Origin of the sequence: Delftia acidovorans SPH-1 (genome assembly GCF_000018665.1) — a bacterium.
In the GTDB taxonomy this organism is placed as follows: domain Bacteria; phylum Pseudomonadota; class Gammaproteobacteria; order Burkholderiales; family Burkholderiaceae_C; genus Comamonas; species Comamonas acidovorans.
In genome coordinates, this window is record NC_010002.1 from 2,860,626 (window position 1) to 2,875,980 (window position 15,355).

General features: G+C 68.9%; 17 protein-coding genes. All 17 read right to left on the reverse strand.

The window, feature by feature from the left end; all coding sequences use genetic code 11:
• Positions 1-6: 6 nt before the first annotated feature.
• Positions 7-2,844 carry a phage tail tape measure protein gene (locus tag DACI_RS12950; RefSeq protein WP_012204505.1) on the reverse strand — a complete coding sequence of 946 codons (2,838 nt, stop codon included), beginning with the start codon at positions 2,842-2,844 and terminating at the stop codon, positions 7-9.
• Positions 2,845-2,957: 113 nt separating this feature from the next.
• Positions 2,958-3,074, reverse strand: coding sequence for a GpE family phage tail protein (locus DACI_RS31200; protein WP_012204506.1), 117 nt, complete (start codon positions 3,072-3,074; stop codon positions 2,958-2,960).
• Positions 3,075-3,082: 8 nt separating this feature from the next.
• Positions 3,083-3,442: a phage tail assembly protein gene (locus tag DACI_RS12960; RefSeq protein WP_012204507.1), complete on the reverse strand. Its 360-nt coding sequence runs from the start codon at positions 3,440-3,442 to the stop codon at positions 3,083-3,085.
• Between the two features lie 88 nt (positions 3,443-3,530).
• Positions 3,531-4,040 (reverse strand): phage major tail tube protein, encoded by a 510-nt coding sequence (locus tag DACI_RS12965; protein ID WP_012204508.1) that lies wholly within the window; start codon positions 4,038-4,040, stop codon positions 3,531-3,533.
• 63 nt (positions 4,041-4,103) lie between these two features.
• On the reverse strand, positions 4,104-5,297 hold the full coding sequence (locus DACI_RS12970) for a phage tail sheath subtilisin-like domain-containing protein (RefSeq protein ID WP_012204509.1): 1,194 nt from the start codon (positions 5,295-5,297) through the stop codon (positions 4,104-4,106).
• Positions 5,298-5,354: 57 nt separating this feature from the next.
• Entirely contained in the window at positions 5,355-5,840 is a 486-nt protein-coding gene (locus tag DACI_RS12975; RefSeq protein ID WP_012204510.1) for a hypothetical protein, read from the reverse strand.
• Entirely contained in the window at positions 5,840-6,226 is a 387-nt protein-coding gene (locus DACI_RS12980; RefSeq protein ID WP_043781394.1) for a hypothetical protein, read from the reverse strand. Before DACI_RS12980 ends, DACI_RS12975 begins: the two co-directional genes overlap by 1 nt.
• Positions 6,227-6,582: 356 nt before the next feature.
• Positions 6,583-7,269, reverse strand: coding sequence for a hypothetical protein (locus DACI_RS12985; protein WP_012204511.1), 687 nt, complete (start codon positions 7,267-7,269; stop codon positions 6,583-6,585).
• Complete coding sequence (locus tag DACI_RS12990; protein ID WP_012204512.1) at positions 7,266-7,556, reverse strand: hypothetical protein; 291 nt, start codon at positions 7,554-7,556, stop codon at positions 7,266-7,268. Before DACI_RS12990 ends, DACI_RS12985 begins: the two co-directional genes overlap by 4 nt.
• Entirely contained in the window at positions 7,553-8,386 is an 834-nt protein-coding gene (locus tag DACI_RS12995; protein WP_012204513.1) for a glycine-rich domain-containing protein, read from the reverse strand. The genes DACI_RS12990 and DACI_RS12995 overlap by 4 nt, the downstream gene beginning before the upstream one ends.
• Positions 8,383-8,922 carry a hypothetical protein gene (locus DACI_RS13000; protein WP_043781397.1) on the reverse strand — a complete coding sequence of 180 codons (540 nt, stop codon included), beginning with the start codon at positions 8,920-8,922 and terminating at the stop codon, positions 8,383-8,385. Before DACI_RS13000 ends, DACI_RS12995 begins: the two co-directional genes overlap by 4 nt.
• Positions 8,919-12,035, reverse strand: a complete 3,117-nt coding sequence (locus DACI_RS30750) for a DUF4815 domain-containing protein (RefSeq protein ID WP_012204515.1) — start codon at positions 12,033-12,035, stop codon at positions 8,919-8,921. The genes DACI_RS13000 and DACI_RS30750 overlap by 4 nt, the downstream gene beginning before the upstream one ends.
• Before the next feature lie 10 nt (positions 12,036-12,045).
• Positions 12,046-12,531 (reverse strand): hypothetical protein, encoded by a 486-nt coding sequence (locus DACI_RS13010; protein WP_012204516.1) that lies wholly within the window; start codon positions 12,529-12,531, stop codon positions 12,046-12,048.
• Positions 12,532-12,533: 2 nt separating this feature from the next.
• Positions 12,534-13,514: a phage tail protein gene (locus DACI_RS13015; protein WP_012204517.1), complete on the reverse strand. Its 981-nt coding sequence runs from the start codon at positions 13,512-13,514 to the stop codon at positions 12,534-12,536.
• A complete protein-coding gene (locus DACI_RS13020; RefSeq protein WP_225971083.1) occupies positions 13,511-14,356 on the reverse strand; it encodes a baseplate assembly protein in 846 nt (281 codons plus the stop codon). Before DACI_RS13020 ends, DACI_RS13015 begins: the two co-directional genes overlap by 4 nt.
• Positions 14,357-14,364: 8 nt before the next feature.
• Positions 14,365-14,715: a GPW/gp25 family protein gene (locus DACI_RS13025; protein ID WP_012204519.1), complete on the reverse strand. Its 351-nt coding sequence runs from the start codon at positions 14,713-14,715 to the stop codon at positions 14,365-14,367.
• Positions 14,712-15,317 carry a phage baseplate assembly protein V gene (locus DACI_RS13030; protein ID WP_050771840.1) on the reverse strand — a complete coding sequence of 202 codons (606 nt, stop codon included), beginning with the start codon at positions 15,315-15,317 and terminating at the stop codon, positions 14,712-14,714. Before DACI_RS13030 ends, DACI_RS13025 begins: the two co-directional genes overlap by 4 nt.
• Positions 15,318-15,355 lie beyond the last annotated feature (38 nt).

The window sequence follows — 15,355 nt, forward strand, 5'->3', positions numbered from 1 at the left end:
TGCTCCTCAGTCGATGTCCGACAGCTGCGACAGCACGCTGGAGCGCTTGGCCATGTCGCGGCGGTCCAGCTCGGCGGCCACGGCGCGGGCAATGGCCTGCGCGTCCTGGCCGGGCGCGGCGTTGACGGTTATGTGGATGGTGGCGCCGGCCACCGGGGCCGGTGCCGGCGCGGGTGCAGCGGCGCTGGCCAGCGGCGGGCGGCTGTCGATGCGCACGGCGCCCGTGTCGGCCAGGGCCGGCATGGCGCCCGTGGCCAGCGTGGCCGCCGTGGCTGCGGCCGCAACACCCTGGCGCAGTGCGCCGGCGCGGCCCTGGTCGGGTGCTGACGCATCGCCGGATTTGAACCACGAGCCCACCGACGAGGCCAGGCCGCTGATGCCCTTGCCCGCCAGGTCAGAGACCACGCCGAACAACCCGCCCGTAGCGCCATCCAGACCGGCCTTGCCGGCCTCCAGCAGCGTGCCGCCGACGCCCTTCCAGTCGCCGGCCTTGAAGGCGGTGGACAGGCCGTCCCAGTTCTGCATGATCGAGCCGCCCGCGCCCATCAGGCCGCCTGCGAGCCGGCCCATGGGTGTCATGCGCACCAGGCCCATCAGCGATGCGGCTGCGCCACCCAGACTGCCGCCCAGGCCACCGCCGACGGCACCCAGGCCGGCGCCCAGCAGGCCCATGACGGCGCCCGCTCGGCCCTTGCCTGCACCTGTAACTGCGCCTGCACCGCCGCCGAAGATGCGGCCTGCAGCGCGGCCCGCGCCGGCCAGTGCGGTGCCTATGCTGCCCATGGCAGCGCCGCGGCCCATCATGGCCAGCGACAGGACCACAGCGCCCAGCCCGCGCCTGAGCACGCCCGCAGCGTTGCTGGCCATGCGCAAGCCTCCCGACAGCAGACCCATGGCTCCGCCACCGCCGCTCATCATGGACAGGGACAGGACCACGGCGCCCACGCCGCGCCGGAGCACGCCCACGGCGTTGCTGGCCATGCGCATGCCGCCGGCCAACAGGCCCATGGCACTGCCGCCACCGCTCATCATGCCAAGCGACAGGACCACGGCCGCCAGGCCGCGCCTGAGCACACCCAAGGCACCGCTGCCTGCGCCCATGGCCGCACCCAGCAGGCCGAACACGGTGCGCGTGAGCAGCAGCGGCGCCAGCAGGCCGAACAGCACGCTGCTCACCACGCCGACGCCTGCGACCAGCAGGCCCAGCACGGCCACGATGCGCAGCGTCCACTGCACGATCTGGGGATGCTCCTTGACCCAGGCACGCATGCCTTCGGTCATCTCGCGCAGCGTGCCCAGCACGGCCTTGAGGTCGGACTCGATGGTCGAGCCCATGTCGCTCAACAGGCCGTTGTAGCTGTCCTTGACGGACTCGTATTGGGCCGAGACCGAGTCCTTCAGGATGGCCACGCGCCCATCCAGATCCGCCTGTGACTTGAGCTGGGAGGCGATCTGCTGGTAGCCGCCCGGGCCCTGCTGGAGCAGCGCCTCCAAGGCCTTGCGCGTCTGCGCATCGCCGCCGGCCAGCTTGTCCAGCGCAGCGGCGCGCAGCTTGTCGCTGCCCAGGCTCTGCAGCTTTTGCAGCTGGGCCATCATCTGCTCGGTGCCGCCGAACTGGCCGCTGGCGTCCTTGAAGTCCAGCGACACGCCCTGGCCCGCGAGCATCTTGTTGACCTGGCCTAGTTTGGCCGGGTCCATGGAGTTCTTGACCAGGTTGCCGACGGCCTTGCCCGCGGCCTCGCCGCTGATGCTGGCGTCGTTGAGCATGAGCAGCAGCGGCGCGAACATCTGTCCCGACCTTGCGCCCTGCTGCCCCAGCTGCGGCAGGGCCTTGCCGATGGCATCCAGGCCCTTGACCATGCCTGTCGGGTCCAGTCCCAGGTGGGAGGTGCGCTGCACCGTGTCGGCCAGTGCGGCCATGTCGCCCGCGCTTGCGCGGGTGGCCTGCTGCAGCTGCGCCGCGAACTCGCCGGCCTCCTTGGCGGGCATGTTCAGCACCGCGCCCAGGTTGGCCGCCTGCTGTGCCACGCCGCCCAGCACATCCTGCGAGGACACACCCTGGCGCTGCAGCTGGTTCATCATCGCGATGTAGTCGGCCGTGCTGCCGGGCATGTCGGTGCCCAGGCTCTTGGCCAAGTCCAGCACCTGCTGGTAATCGGCGCCCGGCTTGCCGTTGCTGCCCGCCATGGTGGCGCGCAGCTGCGCGGCGGCCTGGTCGTCGGTCATGAAGGCCTGGCTCACGGCGCGCACGGGCGCCAGCATCTTGCCGCCCGTCTCGCGCAGCGCTTGGCCGCGATCGGCCAGGGTCTTGCTCTGCTCGCGCAGGGCGTCGATTCTCTCCAGCCGCTGGGCGGCCGGTGCCACCACCTTGCGCTGCTTTTCCATCTGGGCCGTGGTGGCGCGGATGTCGTTGTGCAGCTTGCGCTCGTGCGCCGACAGGTTGCCCGTGTCCACGCCCGCGCCGCGCAGGCCTTCGCGCATGTCCATCAGGCGCGATCGCTGCGTGGCGCGCAGCAGCGCCAGGCGCTCTTCCTCGACCTGGGCCGAACGCAGCGCGCGCAGCATGGCGCGCGAGGGCTGCTCGCCCGCGCCCGATTCCAGCCGCAGCTGGGCCATCTGCTGGCGCGCGCCGCGCAGCCGTGCCGTGGTGTCTGCCAGGCCGCTGCGCAGCGCGCGGTAGTCGCCCAGCTGGGTTTGCTGCTGCTGCAGCTTCTTCAACTGGTCGACCGTTTCCTTGAGTTCCCTGGCCGTGTTGCTGCTGGTTCTGCCCAGCAGCGCCAGGGGCTGGTGCACGCGCTCGGCCTGCTTGAGCACCTCGTCCAGGCGCAGGGTGTCAACGGCCATGGAGGGCTCCCTGGCCGGTGCGGTGTTGGCGTTGGGTGGAGGTCATGGGCAAGGGGCGTGCAAGAGAGGGGCGAGAGGCGGGCGATGGAGTGGAGGTGGTGCTCAGTACTGGCTCAGTCCTGGCTTTCATAGCGCTCGCGCGCCCGTTCATGCCATTGGCCGAGTTCGGCCAGCGACATGTCCTCCATGTCCGCCGGCCGCCAGTGGAAGACCATGGCCAGGTCGGCCATGGCGTCCTCTACGCGCTCGGGAATTGCTCCCTCTGCGCCTTCGGCACCAAAAAAGAGGCCACCTCCGTACCCAGGGTCACCAGGTCGGCGGGGTCCAGCTGCAGCACCTCGGCCTTGTGCAGCATGGGCTCGGTCACGCGCGGCAGCAGGGTCTGCAGCGCGGTCACGTTCATGTGCAGCAGCTCGACCAGCGACAGGCCGCGCAGCGCGCCGGCATTGGGGCGGCGCACCAGCACCCGGGCCAGGTCGCCGCCGGGGCGCTTGAGCGGCACGTCGAGCGTGATCTCGCGCGCATCGCCCGATGCGAGGGCGGCCGCATTGGCGGCAGCCTGGTTCTGGAGGTCTTCCTGGGGCTTGGTGGTGTCCATGGTGTGTCAGCGTTCGGGTGAAGAAAAGAGGAGGACCGGGCCAACTGGCCCGGTGGGGCCCGGTGAGGTCAGGTCAGGTGAGCCAGGCTCAGATGCCCAGCGCGGCGCGGACCTGCGCGAGGCGGTCGATGCCGTTGACGACTTCGACGAAGTTGACCGGATCGATCTCGATCAGCACCTGGCCGTTGATGGACAGGCGGTAGTAGCTGACGGCCAGCTTGTACTTGATCTCGGTCTTGTCGCCGGCCTTGGCCTTGCCGGGGTCGAACTCCGAGAAGCGGCCACGCATGACCACTTCCAGCGAGTCCACGCCTTCGCTGTCATCGCCCTGCAGGGCGCCGGCGAAGCGCAGCAGCACGCCGTCGTGGCGCAGCGTGCCCCAGGTGGAGATCAACTCCTTCATGTAGCCGGCAGCGGTCAGGTCGGCCTCGATGGCCTCCATGCCGAAGTCCAGGCTGACCTCGCCGTTCATGCCGCCGGCGCGGTACTTCTCCATCTTGCGGGTGAGCTTGGGCAAGCCCACTTCGGGCATGTCGCCGATGTACGAGTTGCCATCCACGAAGGTGGCGAAATTCTTGAGAGAGCGGGGCAGTCCCATGGTGCTTTTCTCCTGTGTATCCGGTGTGTTCGGTGTATTGGGTGTGTCGGGTGCGGCCGCCGCTTACTGGCCGGTGCCCACGCGCAGGGCGAAGTCGGCGAAGTAGCGATCGGTGATGCGCTGGCGAAAGCCCAGGTCCTCCAGCGGAGGCACGGGCGTGTAGTCGTAGTCCAGCACCAGCTTGCCGGCCTTGAGCGTGGCGGTCTCGTTGACCGTTTCGTCGTACCAGGCCTTGCCGTCCAGGATGTAGCCCAGGGCCTTCAACTCGCGGAACTTGGTGTTGATGCCTTCCAGGATGTCCTTGACCAGGCTGGGGTGCATGGGCTTGTCCACGGCCCAGAAATGCGCCTCGGCCATGGTGTCGGCCAGCACCTGCGCGGTGCGCACGCTGGACTCGAAGCGGAACAGCTCGCTGTCCGTGCAGGTGCGCGAGCCCCAGAAGCGGTGGCCCTGGCTCTGGATCAGCGTGGTGATGCCGGCCTGGTTGAGGATGCCGGCCTCGGTATCGGGGCTTTGCAGGTCCCAGTGCACATCGCGCGAGATGCCCAGCACGCCGGACAACGGCACGTTGGACAGCGTCTTGTGCCAGCCCTGCTCCTGGTCGATGCGCGCGCGCAGGCCCAGGGCGTAGGCCACGGGCGAGGCGTCCTGCACGGCGGCGGTGGACAGGTCGAGTGCCTTGAAGCCGGGCCACAGCAGCATCAGTTCGCGCTGGCCGAAGTGCTCGCGGTAGGCCTGGGCCTCGGCCACATCGTTGCCGATGGCCGCCGCATACGCAAAGCCGCGCAGCTTGATGGCCACGGACGCCAGCGCGTCGGTCACGGCCTGGCTGTCCAGGCCCGGCGCGCCCAGGATGCGCGGCTTGACGCCGAGCTGGGCCTGGGCCGCCAGCAGCGCTTGCAGGCCCGTGTACTGGTTGCCGGCGGTGGTGCCGATGACCTTGGCGTCCTGGTCGGTGCGGCGTTCGGCCTCGGTGGCGCCTTCGCCATCGGCCACGCGCACGACGACCAGCACCGGGCGGCACTGCTCCTTGATGGCGTTCAGCGCCAGGGCCAGCGTGCCCTTGGTGCCGGCCTTGCCGATGGCCGCATCGACCTTGGTGACCAGCACCGGACGGTTCAGCGGGAAAGTGGCCGCATCGGCGTCGCTGGCAGTGGCCACGAGGCCGATCACGGCCGTGGACACAATGCGGATGGAATTGATGCCTTCGCTCACTTCCGTGACGCGAATGCCATGATGGAACGGGGCTGTCGCCATGGTGTTCTCCGGGTTGGGGGGTGGTTGGGCCGTGGGGCTGTCGTCAGAAAGGGGTGGTCACGGCTGTTCGTGGGCTTGTACGGGGCCGTCCAGGATTTCCTGGGCACGCCCCGCGGCGATGAGTCCGAAGGCCTCGAACTGGCGCAGGCTGTCGGCCAGTTCGGGGTCGTCAAGATCGAGTTGCCGCGCCTGCTCGATGTCCTTGAGCAGTGAGCGCAGCGTGGCCGCGTTGAGCCGGTCGGCCTCGCCCGCCTCGGCGCGGTCCACCACGGCCCACTCCAGCGCCGTGCGCTCGACCACGGTGAAGCGGCGGCGCAGGGCGTGGGGGGTGATGTGGCGGGGGGCGGATTCGTTGGACGCTGCCTGTTCGTCAGGCAAGGCCTGCGCCACGTCTTCCCAGTGCGTGCCGGTCCAGCGGCGGCCGAGCACCGAGGTGTCGTAGCGGGGCAGGGGGAGCAGGTCGGGAGCGTCGAGCTCGGCGTGCGTCTCGGTGATGGCGAAGGCCACGCCGGCGGGGGTGAGCTGGGCGTAGTGGTGGGGCATTACTTGAACTCCACCACCTGGATGTCCATCTCTGGGAGGGGGACGTACCCCCCGCTGTATCCAGCGCTATAGCAGCGCAATGTCGTGGGATTGATGATTTCACAATCGAACCTGCCATAGAGGGTTGAGCCCACGTAAACTCCTCGAATCAAAATAAGAGTCTTTTGTGGATTGATCGCTGTGATAGTCGCGTCTGAGTAAGCTCCTTCATAGTTGTAGGCAGGTCTGAGCCTTATTCTCTGGACACTCTTGATCGCACTCCCGTTGCTGATTTGCCCTGACAGTCCTGCAATCTCGTTGCGCGCGGATATCAAAGCATTGCTAAGCGCGGCAATCTCCGCCCGCGTCTTCACCAGATCGGCACTGATGACGGCATCCAGGCTCATGCAGGCACCTTTGCGCAAGCTGCGGTGTTGATGGAATCGACAGTGATGGTCTGTGTCATGCTGAAGTTCATGCAGCCAAGGCGGCCTGTTGTCCTGGCCGGGCACAGCGCCTGCAGCCTGCAAGGCCGCTGGCGTTGTGCCCGGGTTGCATTGATGTTCTCGCGGCGGGGGCTTGGGCACCAGCGACCTTGGCTGTGCCGGAGGGCTGCACAGAGGCTTGGTTTGGCGTGTCTGTCGTTTGGGTCGGGCATGGCAAAGCTCCGGTCGCAACGGCGCCGGAGCTAAGTGGATGGCAAGGAGCGAGCGTTACGAAACGGGAGTGCCCAGGTTTTTGCCTCGCTCGTTCAGCGTTTGGTTCAGTACTCTTCGATACGGATGTAACCCCCGGTCCCTGGGCTGAAGCCGCCAGGGCCGTATGAGCCTCCCCCACCTGCGCCGTATCCCGTTGCATAGCCCAACGGTATCGAGCCGTAGAGGCCGTAGCACTGGCCTCCGATGCCCATGGTCGAATTGCCGCCTTTGGCGAACGAGCCCGCTTCTCCCGTTTCAACGCCACCAGTCCCGACTTGAGGGGGTGGGGTGTAGCTGCGATCAGAAGACCCGCCGGCTCCGCCACTGACCGCGAGCGCGCCAAGTACAGTCCTTCCGCCTTGGGCTCCTGATGTGCCGCCACCTGCGCCCACTTGGTAGGCAGCTGTGGCGGTCAGGGCCATCCGCAAACGCAGTTCGTAGCCCGCAGATCCGCCTCCATTTTGGATGTGCTGCGAACCGGAGAGATATCCGGCTCCACCTGCACCGCCTGCGCCCACTAAGGTGATGTACTGATGCGTGCTTTCCGGCAGGAACGTGTGCGTCCCCGCCCCCGACGTGTACTCCGTCACTCTCAACGGCTTGCGCGAAGAAGCTTGAGCGGTATTCAAACTCGCCAGCGCGCTCTCGATCTGCGCCAGCTTCGTCGTCAGCGCAGTCGTCTGCGACTGCACCGTGTTGACCTGACCCTGCAGCGCCTTGACGCCTGCATTCGTGATGGGATCGAAACTCATCCCTGTACCTCCGTGGCATTGACCGCCGACACGCGCCCTGCGGCTAATTCGTCGGGTTCGGTTATGGGCGTGTTTATGGGCGCAGGCGCTTGATCTTCGGTGGAGATCTGCCAGCCTGTGCCTGTTCTGACGGAGCCGATCGCGCAGTCGCCTGCCACTGGCTCGATGCTGTCCCACAGTGATGGCTGGCGCGTCTGCAACTCGGCGATGAATTCCTCGTCCGCAACGATGATGTTGTGCACGCGGTCGGCCTTGATCAGTGCGAAATGCAGGTCCTGCTTACTCATTCGTACCACCAGACGCGTACAAAGCCGCTTCCGCCATTGCCGCCATCGGCATGCTGACCGATCCCGGACGAACCGCCGCCTCCTCCGCCTCCGCCAGAGTTGGGGGCTGCGTGGCCTCCCCGTGTCGCGCTGCCGGCGACGCCCGTGCCTCCGGCGCCTCCACCGCTGTAGCCGGGATCTCCGGGCACGACGTTTCCGTAGTCCCCGGTCGAGCTATTGCCCATAGCCAGTCCGCCGATCACACCATCGGCGCCCGGCTGGGTAGCATTGCCTGTTCCCGAGCTGCCGAATCCTCCTGCGCCGCCGGGGCCACCATATCCACTGACGCCGAAAGAGCGGCCGGCAGCCGAGCCGCGCGGGGACGGGTCGCCGACACCTGTGGGGCTTTTGAACTGACGCCCGCCCATGGCCAGCAGGTTTCCGAACGAGGTGTCTCCACCATTGGCGGCCTGGCTCAGATAGGCTGCAGTCTGTCCGCTTCCGCCTGCGCCGATGACTACGCTGGTAGGGCCGCCGACACCGCCAATCTCGAAGCGCACCGCTCCACCGGCGCCTCCGCTGTTGCCGTTGTATCCCCCACGGGCTCCACCTTGCCCGCCGCCAACGGCCAGTATGAATACTTGGCCGCCGTTGGCCAGCAGCTTGGCTGAAGGGTAGAAGTAGCCGCTGCTCCGGAACTCTGTGAACTTGAGCTTGCCGGACATGGCGGCCAGTACTTCGGCCTTGTGTCCCGCGGCTTCATTGCGGCCGGAGTCCACCTTCTGAGCGGCCTGCTGCACGCTGTCGGCCAGCCGGCGCAACTCGGCGTAGTTGACTGCGTCGAAACTCATCCCTGTACCTCCGTGGCATTGACCCCCGACACCCGCCCCGTGGCGGCGTCGTAGGCATAGGTTTCCGTACGCACGCGCCCGCGGTAGCTGGTCTGCTGCTGCGAGACGCGGCCGGCGCCGTCGTAGCTGACGGCGGTGGTGGCGCTGAAGCCGTTGACGCTGCGCGTGATGCTGCTGATGCGGCCTTGGGCGTCGTAGCCGAAGCTTTCGCTGGTGGCGCCGTTGGCCGGGCCCAGCGCGATGTGCTCGGGGTTGAGCTTGACGTTGACGCCGGCCACGCCGTTGACGCTGGCCACCTTGCCGGTGCTCAGGGCCTGGGTCGCGGTCTCCAGCTGCTCTATGCGGCGGGCCACGATGTCCATGGCGTCCTGCACGCCCTGGGAGCTGGCCTTGGTGTCGATGAGCTGGCGCGCTGCGGTCAGCGCCTGGTCCACGTCCTGCACGGCCTGGCGCAGGCGCAGCACGTCGTCTTCCAGACGGTTGTCGGGGTGGGGCAGGGGCCAGCCCTGCGCTGTCTTGTCGTCGTGCAATGTCATATCACGATGGCTCGCAGGTTGGTGACCTGGGGACGGGCGCCGTGGCTGCCCGTGAGGACCAGGCGGACACGTAGGCGCTCGGCGCTGATGCCGGTAAGGCGGTAGCTCAGCTCCAGCACGCCTGCGGTCTGGGGGCTGGTGCTCAGGTAGGGCACGTTGGTCCAGGCGCTGCTGCCTTCGGCCTGCATCTGCACGGCCAGGGCGCTGCCGGCGGGCAGCACAGCCTCGGCCACGACGTTGAGCGTGACGTTGGTGCCGGCGTTGATGGCGGGGCTGATGTAGTCGCCCGTGGCCTGCAGGCTGCCGGCCACCAGCTGCATGCCCGGCAGCAGGTGGGCTGCGTGGTTGGTGTTGCCAGAGAGCTTGGCGCGCACGGCCACGTTGCCGCTGTAGCGGCTGGCCAGCTGCACGGCCTGGCCGGGCGCGGCCTCCAGCGTGCTGCCGTCTTCCAGCTGCATGGCGAAGACCAGTTGTGCGTCGGCTGCGGGCAGCATGGCGCCGGCCTGGACCATGAGGTCGGTGGCGTCCTGTACGGCGATGCTGCCCAGCTCGATGGTGCGCGTGGTGGCCGTGTGTTCGGCCGCCAGCAGTTCGAAGGTCATGTCGCGTGTCTGGTGGGGTGTCCAGGTGCTGGCATTGCTGCTGGACAGCAGCACGCCCACGCTGTAGGGCTGGCTGGTGACCCACTGCGCGCGCGCCGCGTCCCAGCCGCCCAGCTCGGCCACGGCCAGGGCGGTGGTGGCGTCGTTGGTCAGCACGACGATGGCGTATTCCACGCCCGACTCCAGCAGCACCGGCGCCCATTGCGCCTGCGTGGGTTTGGTCGCGGCGATGTCGGCGCTGATCTGGGCCGGCTTGAGCACGCATTCGGCCAGGATGCTGCGCGAAGGCACGCCGCTGGTGACTTCACGCAGTTGCACCTGCACATCCTTGTCGCCCGCCGCGGCGAACCACAGGCGCGTGCCGCAGATCTCGCGCGTGGTGCCCAGGGTGAAGGTCTGCGCCAGCGGGTCGTAGAGCTGGACCGTGATCTTGGCCACGCTGCGCTCGAGCAACTGGCCCTGGCCCGTGAAGACGGCCTCGGCATGGCTGCCGGCGCGTCCCGTGAAGTGCACGCTCTTGGTGCCCGAGGGCACGCCCGCCGGGATCTTGAACGTGCCTTTGAGTCCCTGTGCCGTGGCCACGAGCGTGCCGCCGGTCAGGGGCTGGGGCGTGACGGGAATGCCGTCGAAGATCAGCTCGGTGAGGGTTTCGCCCACCGGAAAATCCAGCCAGAACTGCACATCGATCTGGCGCAGCTTCTCCAGTGCCTTGGTGGATTCGGACAGCAGCTTTTCGGTTTCCGAAGGACGCGCCTGGCTAGGCGTCAGGCGCAGGATGATGGGGTTGGCCCATTGGGTCTGCACATCGGTCCAGTAGTCCACGGCGGGCGTCAGGGTGGCTGCGCTGGGCAGCACATCGAAGGCGCCATAGGGATTGACCAGCATGGAGCCGGTTCGGCCCAACTGGTCGAGCACGACCACAGGCTGGTAGGGCGTGGTCTGGGGCGAGGTGATATCGGTGCCGATCTGGTGCAGCTTGGCGTTCATGGGCAGCTGCAGCTGTCCGCCCAGGATATGGGCGCTCTGGCTGCGCCCCGCATCGCGCAGGCCGTTGTCCAGCATCGGATCCGCAAACAACCCCTTCTTGACCCCGCTGTGCCGCCCCGACACGTCCACCGACAGCCGCAGCTCGGCCAGGTCGGCGTAGATGGTCTGGATGTGGTCCTGGTAGGCCCTGAGGGTCTGCATGGGCACGACGCGCACGGCGTCCTGGTCCACGCGGCGGTTGCTGTCCCAGCTTTGGTAGACCGAGGCCAGGGCCAGGGTGCCGCTGGGTGCTGCCGGCACCTTGGGCGACCAGGCGGCGGGCACGCCGGGCACCCATTGCAGTTGGCCTTCGCTGTTGAGCACCAGGCGGTCGTAGCGGCGCAGCGCGTAGTGGTAGCTGACCAGCACCAGGGTGTCCTTGAGCGCGCCTTCCACGGTGAAGCCCGTGGAGTCCACAGCTGTGGGCGTGGCGTTGAGCATGTATTGGTAGGTGACCTGGTAGGTGCTGCCGGGAACGGGCTCGGCGCCCGAGGGGCTCCAGTCGATCTGGCCGCCGACCAGCTTCCAGTCCGTGCCCTGCACGTAGGTGGTGCCGGCCTGGACCACGCTGTCCACGGCCAGCACGGCGTTGTCGGGCAGCGGGTCGGCCGCGCCCGTGAAGCCGCCATGCGTGAGCGTGACGGTCTTGCGCGCCTGCACGCGCACCTGGGGCGTGCCGACAGCGGGCTGGCGGTCGAAGCGGATGCGCTGGGCGGCCGTGCCGGCCGAGGTGTGGGGCTCGCTGTCCACGAAGAACAGGTCGGGCTTGGCCTCGTAGACCAGGCGGCGGCTGGCACCCAGTTCCAGCGGATGGCCGTTGACGCGGGCGGCGCCCTCGCGCACGGTGTAGACCTGCTGGCCGGTGGCCAGGTCCTCGCCCATGATCACGTCCAGGCCGCGCACGACGTAGGTGCCGCCCGCGCTGTCGCGGTCATAGCGGGCCAGGGCCTGGGTGACGGCGTCGATGTTGGGCGGCGGCTCCTTGGGCATGACGGAGCCGTCGATGATGGTCCACACGGGATAGAAGGTGCCGGCCGTGCCGTCGCCCTGCGCGCCCCAGACCAGGGTGACGCGCTCGCGCAGCGCACCGGGCTCGCCATAGCCGCGCGTGCCGGCGGCGGGGTTGAGCAGTTCGGGGTCCTGCAGCTCGGTGACGGTGTCGGTCTGCAGGTAGGCGCCCACGTAGACCGTGCCCACGGTGGCCACGGTGAGCGTGCCCGGCGTGATGCCGCGCACGGCGCCGGCCACGTAGAGCGCGCCGGCCTCGATGGTGGTGGCACCCGTGTCGGCGGAGGTGATGCATTGGCAGCCGCGGACGATGTCGCCCTCCTTGAACAGCACATCGGTGATGCCGCGCAGGCGGTGCTGCTGCATGCTCTGCAGCTCGTTGAGTTCGGCCGATTGCAGCACGCGGTCGGCCGCGAACTGCAGCCTGTCGTAGCGCTTGCCGGCGTCGAAGCGGTCGTAGATCTTGGTCTGGCTCATGGGGTGCCGTTCAGAAGGGGAGGATGATTTCTTCGACCTGGCGCACGCTGCCGCTGCGCAGGATCCGGGGGCGACGCTCCAGCGTGTACAGCTCGCCCTTGCCGGTCAGCTGGCTGGCCAGCACCCAGCGCTGGCCGGGCGGCACGTCCGTGGCGACCTGGGTGCCGAAGAACACGCCCATCTCGCGCACGTCCTCGCCCTTGGCGTCGTCGAAGCCGAAGGCCGCGCGCAGGTAGACGAAGGTGGTGGGTGTGTCGCTGACGCTGTAGCGCGCGCCGCTGGGCAGCTCGATCTCGCCGTTGTCGTCGGGCCGCGCAAAGCGCACCTCGGTGACCAGGCGGCGGCCGATTTCGTCGACCAGGGCGTTGGCGGTGATGGGTTCGGGCTCGGGCGCGGCGTCCCAGGCGGGCAGGCCGCGGCCCCAGGCGATGTGGATGGTCTGGGCGGCGACGGCCTTGGCGAGGGCGATGCGGCCCGCTTGCTGCAGAACTGCCATGTTCAGGGTTCCTCGGGTTCTTCGGTGGTGGTGGTGCGGGTTTCGAAGGATCGGCGCCAGGGCGTGCTGTCCCAGCGTCCGGTCCAGGTACGGGTGTTGTCGTGCGGGCGCTCGGTGCTGGCCCAGGGGTGCAGGCTGGCCAGGGCCAGCGGAGCGGGCGCCGTCCAGGCGCTGTGGGTGGCCATGGCCTGGGCTGGGATGGGCCGCAGCGGCGCGTAGTAGGCGGGCTCGCCCGTGGTGGTGGCGTTGACTTCGGTGATGCCCAGGCTGGCGTCGATCAGGATCTCGCTGTCCAGCGTCCAGGCATCGAGCAGCATGCGGTCGGCATAGGTGGCGATGGTGGTGACGCGGAACAGCTGGGCCGTGAGCACGCCGTCCGAAGGCGGTGCCTCGGTGCCGGTGCGGCGGGGCAGGCCCTGGCTGAGCTTGACGGGTTCGCCATACGGCGACACATCGATCCAGGTGCCGCTGTCGTTGTCCAGCATGCCGGCGTCCAGGCCCGGGCCGTGGTCCAGCCGCAGCGGGCGCAGGTCGTGGCCGTGGAAGACGCGGTAAAAGCGCACGTGCGCCGGCAGGCTGGCGCGTACCACATGGGCCACGCTGGCCAGCTCTGCGTCGCCGATGATGCGGCCCAGGTCCAGGTGCAGCCAGGCACCATCCTCGTCGAGCTGCGCGCCGTCATAGCCCAGCCAGCCCAGCGCACGCTGCATGGACGCGGCCGTGCCGCGCTCGCGCAGCCAGGGCAGGCCGTTGGCGATGAGTGCGGGCACGTCGTCGAAGTAGCGGTCGAACTGGGCAATGCCCCATTCGGCCGCCAGCCAGGGCAGAAAGGCCGCAGGCTCGCCCTGGGCCGGCGCGGGAAAGGCGCCGGCCAGGCCGTCCCAATTCGGGACGACCTGGTCCACGGCCTTCTCCAGCGCCGTGGCGTTGGGCGGCAGCACGTGGCGGCGGGGCGCCGTCGGGACGATGGCGGCGGTGCTCATGCCTGCAGGCCCTCGTCCACCAGCTGCACTCGGCCCAGCACCGGGTATTCGTCGGCGGCCAGCGGCGTGAGCTCGGCCGGGGCCTGGGCGTCGGGGTAGGTGACGCGGGCAATGCCGTCCACATGCAGGCGCGTGGTGATCCACGAGCGCGGCACATCGCGGCCCAGCAGCGCGTAGGCTGCAATCTGGGCGGCCAGGCCGGCCTGCAGGCGCGCCACGATGTCCACGGGCGCACCGGGCTCGCGCAGCAGGTGTGCCGTGATGTCGATGGGGTGCGGGCGCGCCAGCGATACCGACACGGGCACGCCCAGCGGCCGTGCGCCTGGCGCATTGAGGGCCGACAGCACGATGGCCAGCGTCTCTTCGGCCTGTGCGGGCTCGACCAGCCACAGCTGCACGCTCACGCGGCCGGGCTGGGGTTGTGTGGCAATGGCGCTGTGCACATTGGCGCTGGCCGTCATGGCCAGGTGCTCGTAGTGCTCGGCCGTGCCGCTGCCGGCCAGCGCGCGCACGCGCAGCAGGATGCGCTGGCGGTAGCGTTCGTCGCTTTCCCCGGGCAGTCGGGCCACGTCATAGAAGGCGCCCTTGTGGTCCAGGTCCGAGCCCTGGGCGAACGCAATCAAATGCGCACGCGCCACATCATTGACGCGCGCCCGGTACAGCAGCTCGCGGTAGGCGTGCGCCTCCAGCAGCTTGTTGAGCGGCTCGCTCTCCAGCGCCAGGACCTCGGCGGCCTCGGGGTGGCGCGCCAGCAGATCGGCGCGGTGGGCGTCGAGGATGCGCTCGAAATCCAGCGTCTCGACGACGCCGGGCGGCGGCAGGGCATCCAGTGCAGGGGTCATGTCTTGCTTCATGAAAGGGTGCGGGCAATAGGCATCTGCAGGCTCAGCGGTGCCGGGCGGCGCGTGTTGTTGAAGGTGCCGATCAGCGTCAGGTCGGCGCGCGCGGGTGTGGCCGGATCGCGCTCGATCACGATGCGTGTCAGGCGGATGCGGGGCTCCCAGCGCATCAGCGCGCTGGCCACGGCGGCGCGCAGGCGTGCCTGGGTGGCGTTGTTGTCGGGCTGGTCCAGCAGCGCCGGGACCAGCGATCCATAGTCGCGGCGCATCACGCGCGAGCCGATGGGCGTGGACAGGATGTCGGCCACGCTCTGGCGCAGATGCTCCATGCCCTCGATGCGGCGGCCTGTGTGGCGGTTCATAGCGGCCCCTGCGTGACGGCGTCGCCTGCTCTGACGCCGCCGTGTCGGTGGCGCAGCAGGCTGATGGGGCCGGTGGTCACATCGGGCGCGCCGGCCAGGCCCTGCGCATTGACGGTGGCCGAACCGCCGCTGGCCTGCAGGCTGATGCCTTGCTCGTCGATGCTGATCACCGAGTTGCCCACGCGCAGCGTGATGCCGTGGGCCACGTTGATGTTGAGACGGCCCGTGGTGCTGTCGTGCTCCATGAAATCGGTGGGGCTCCACTGCGTGTGGCACACCCCTTCGCGGTCGCTGGGCTGGGCTGCGGCGCTGCTGTAGATGCCGGTCAGCGCCACGGCGCCCAGCAGGTCGCCGCCGGGCGACAGCAGCAGGCATTGCTCGCCCACGGCCGGTGGCCACCAGACGCTGGCGTTCTCGCCCGCGGCGCGCATGGCCAGCCAGGGAATCCAGTTGGTGGTCAGGTTGCCGGTCTTGACGCGGCAGCGCGCAGGGCGCGCATGGCGGACTGCGGCGATGGTGCCCGTGCGGATCAGCCCTTCCAGGCGGCGGATGATCTCGTACGGGCTCTCGGTTTGTGCAACGGGCGAATCCATGGCGTTCATGGTGCCGGCCGGGCCCTTGCGTGTCGCCGTGTGCCGGG

What these genes read in the sequence shown, in the direction of transcription:
- DACI_RS12950 (WP_012204505.1), bottom strand. Translation starts at nt 2,844, where the DNA reads ATGGCCGTTGACACCCTGCGCCTGGACGAGGTGCTCAAGCAGGCCGAG.
- DACI_RS31200 (WP_012204506.1), bottom strand. Translation starts at nt 3,074, where the DNA reads ATGGCCGACCTGGCCATGGTCTTCCACTGGCGGCCGGCGGACATGGAG.
- DACI_RS12960 (WP_012204507.1), bottom strand. Translation starts at nt 3,442, where the DNA reads ATGGACACCACCAAGCCCCAGGAAGACCTCCAGAACCAGGCTGCCGCC.
- DACI_RS12965 (WP_012204508.1), bottom strand. Translation starts at nt 4,040, where the DNA reads ATGGGACTGCCCCGCTCTCTCAAGAATTTCGCCACCTTCGTGGATGGC.
- DACI_RS12970 (WP_012204509.1), bottom strand. Translation starts at nt 5,297, where the DNA reads ATGGCGACAGCCCCGTTCCATCATGGCATTCGCGTCACGGAAGTGAGC.
- DACI_RS12975 (WP_012204510.1), bottom strand. Translation starts at nt 5,840, where the DNA reads ATGCCCCACCACTACGCCCAGCTCACCCCCGCCGGCGTGGCCTTCGCC.
- DACI_RS12980 (WP_043781394.1), bottom strand. Translation starts at nt 6,226, where the DNA reads ATGAGCCTGGATGCCGTCATCAGTGCCGATCTGGTGAAGACGCGGGCG.
- DACI_RS12985 (WP_012204511.1), bottom strand. Translation starts at nt 7,269, where the DNA reads ATGAGTTTCGATCCCATCACGAATGCAGGCGTCAAGGCGCTGCAGGGT.
- DACI_RS12990 (WP_012204512.1), bottom strand. Translation starts at nt 7,556, where the DNA reads ATGAGTAAGCAGGACCTGCATTTCGCACTGATCAAGGCCGACCGCGTG.
- DACI_RS12995 (WP_012204513.1), bottom strand. Translation starts at nt 8,386, where the DNA reads ATGAGTTTCGACGCAGTCAACTACGCCGAGTTGCGCCGGCTGGCCGAC.
- DACI_RS13000 (WP_043781397.1), bottom strand. Translation starts at nt 8,922, where the DNA reads ATGACATTGCACGACGACAAGACAGCGCAGGGCTGGCCCCTGCCCCAC.
- DACI_RS30750 (WP_012204515.1), bottom strand. Translation starts at nt 12,035, where the DNA reads ATGAGCCAGACCAAGATCTACGACCGCTTCGACGCCGGCAAGCGCTAC.
- DACI_RS13010 (WP_012204516.1), bottom strand. Translation starts at nt 12,531, where the DNA reads ATGGCAGTTCTGCAGCAAGCGGGCCGCATCGCCCTCGCCAAGGCCGTC.
- DACI_RS13015 (WP_012204517.1), bottom strand. Translation starts at nt 13,514, where the DNA reads ATGAGCACCGCCGCCATCGTCCCGACGGCGCCCCGCCGCCACGTGCTG.
- DACI_RS13020 (WP_225971083.1), bottom strand. Translation starts at nt 14,356, where the DNA reads ATGACCCCTGCACTGGATGCCCTGCCGCCGCCCGGCGTCGTCGAGACG.
- DACI_RS13025 (WP_012204519.1), bottom strand. Translation starts at nt 14,715, where the DNA reads ATGAACCGCCACACAGGCCGCCGCATCGAGGGCATGGAGCATCTGCGC.
- DACI_RS13030 (WP_050771840.1), bottom strand. Translation starts at nt 15,317, where the DNA reads ATGAACGCCATGGATTCGCCCGTTGCACAAACCGAGAGCCCGTACGAG.